Origin of the sequence: Frankia sp. AiPs1 (genome assembly GCF_023716945.1) — a bacterium.
GTDB lineage: Bacteria > Actinomycetota > Actinomycetes > Frankiales > Frankiaceae > Frankia.
Genome location: NZ_JAMQQF010000838.1, coordinates 1 through 1,838 on the forward strand (window position 1 = coordinate 1; position 1,838 = coordinate 1,838).

1 protein-coding gene is annotated in these 1,838 nt (G+C 75.4%); it reads left to right on the forward strand.

What is annotated here, in order from left to right:
• Positions 1-68: 68 nt before the first annotated feature.
• A partial coding sequence (locus ND748_RS31155; RefSeq protein ID WP_251749886.1) for an FtsK/SpoIIIE domain-containing protein occupies positions 69-1,838 on the forward strand: 1,770 nt, incomplete at its 3' end.

Sequence of the window (1,838 nt, forward strand, 5' to 3'; positions counted from 1 at the left end):
CGGCGATCCGCGCCTGTACGAGGAGGGCGCCCGGTCGCTGGCGGCCGTCGCCGCGCAGGGGCCCGCCTGTGGCGTGCCTATACAATACAAAATACACCTCCTACCGCCGACCCACCCGGGCCCGGCTGGAGGAGCGCCTCGCCGACCTGTCCGCCGAGGTGGGCCGCATCACCGTCGAGCGGCTCGCCGGCCGGTTCGACTCGCTGCGGGAACGCGAGGACGCCGGCCACGGCCGGGCGGAACCGTGGCTGCTGCTGGTGCTGCTCGGCGATCCGCGCCTGTACGAGGAGGGCGCCCGGTCGCTGGCGGCCGTCGCCGCGCAGGGGCCCGCCTGTGGCGTGCATGTCCTCTCCATCATCCAGCTCGTCCCGCAGCCCCACCCGGGCGGCCTGGACGGTGCCGGCGACCTCGACGACGTGACCCCGCCCGACCCCGATTCCGACGATCTGCGCCCGGACGAGGCGGCCGAGTCGGTCGCCGAGGCGCTGCCGAACTCCGTGGTGTTCACCGCCGTCGAGCTGCTCGCCGACCGGCCGGACTGGCGCGGCGCGCAGCCCGGCCTGTGGCGCACCTCGCTGACCGGCCTGCTGGCTGTCCAGCTCGACCCGCCGCCGCCGCCGGATCTGGTCACCGCCGTCACGAAGCAGGTCGCCGACGCGGCCGCCCGCGAGGCGTCCCGCCCCCCCGGCATCGCCGAGCTGCTGCCCGCCGCCCTGTGGGAGTCCGACAGCGCCGCCGGGATCACCGTGCCGGTCGCGCAGGGCCCCGACGGCCCGGTGCGGCTCACCTTCGACGACAACACCGTCCACGCCCTCGTCGGCGGTCAGGCCGGCGCCGGCAAGTCGACCCTGCTGCTCGACATGGTCTACGGCATCGCCGCGCGCTATGCCCCCGACCAGGTCCGATTCCATCTGCTGGACTTCAAGGAGGGACTGGAGTTCGCCCAGTTCGCCGCCGGGGTCGCCGACCCGTTCTTCCTGCCGCACGCCGACACCGTCGGCATCGAGAGCGACCGTGAGTTCGGCGTCGCCGTCCTGCGGGCGGTCCGCGAGGACATGCGCCGCCGCGCGGTGGCGATGCGCGCCGTCGGGGCGCGGGACCTGCGCGGCCTGCGGGCCGCCGACCGCAGCTCCGCCTGGCCGCGGGTCATCGTCGTCGTGGACGAGTTCCAGGTGATGCTCACCCCGATGGACGAGATCGCCCGGGAGGGCGTCGCCCACCTGGAGGTCCTGGCCCGCCAGGGCCGCGCCTACGGCGTCCACCTGCTGCTGGCCAGCCAGACGCTGTCCGGCATCGACGCCCTCGACTCCACCGCCGGCAAGCGCGGCTCGATCTTCGGCCAGTTCGCGCTGCGGGTGGCGCTGCGCACCTCGATCTCGGAGTCGCGGGTCCTGCTGTCCACGGCGAACGAGGCCGCGGGCGCGCTGTCCGGCGTCGGCGAGGCGATCGTGAACCGGCGCAACGGCCATCCGGCCGGCAACGAGCTCGTCCGGGTCGCCTTCCCCGACCCGGTCGTGATCGCCCAGTTGCGGGACCGGCTGGCGACCACCATGGCGCGCAGCCTGCCGTCGGCGCCCCGGCCGCGGGTCTTCATCGGTCACGCCCCGGCGATCCTCGACGACAACGCGGTCTACCGCGCGTTGGACGGGCGTCCGGCGCCACCGGCGATCGAGTCCGCCGCCGCGCCCCTCGGGGACGAGCCGCCGGCCGCGATCGGCGCGGACACGTCGGCCGGGTCGGTGCCCCTCGCCGTGGCCGCCGACCGATCCGTGTGGCCCGCCGTCGCGATGCCCGCCGATGCTGTGCCCGCCGATGCTGTGCCCGCCGATGCTGTGTCC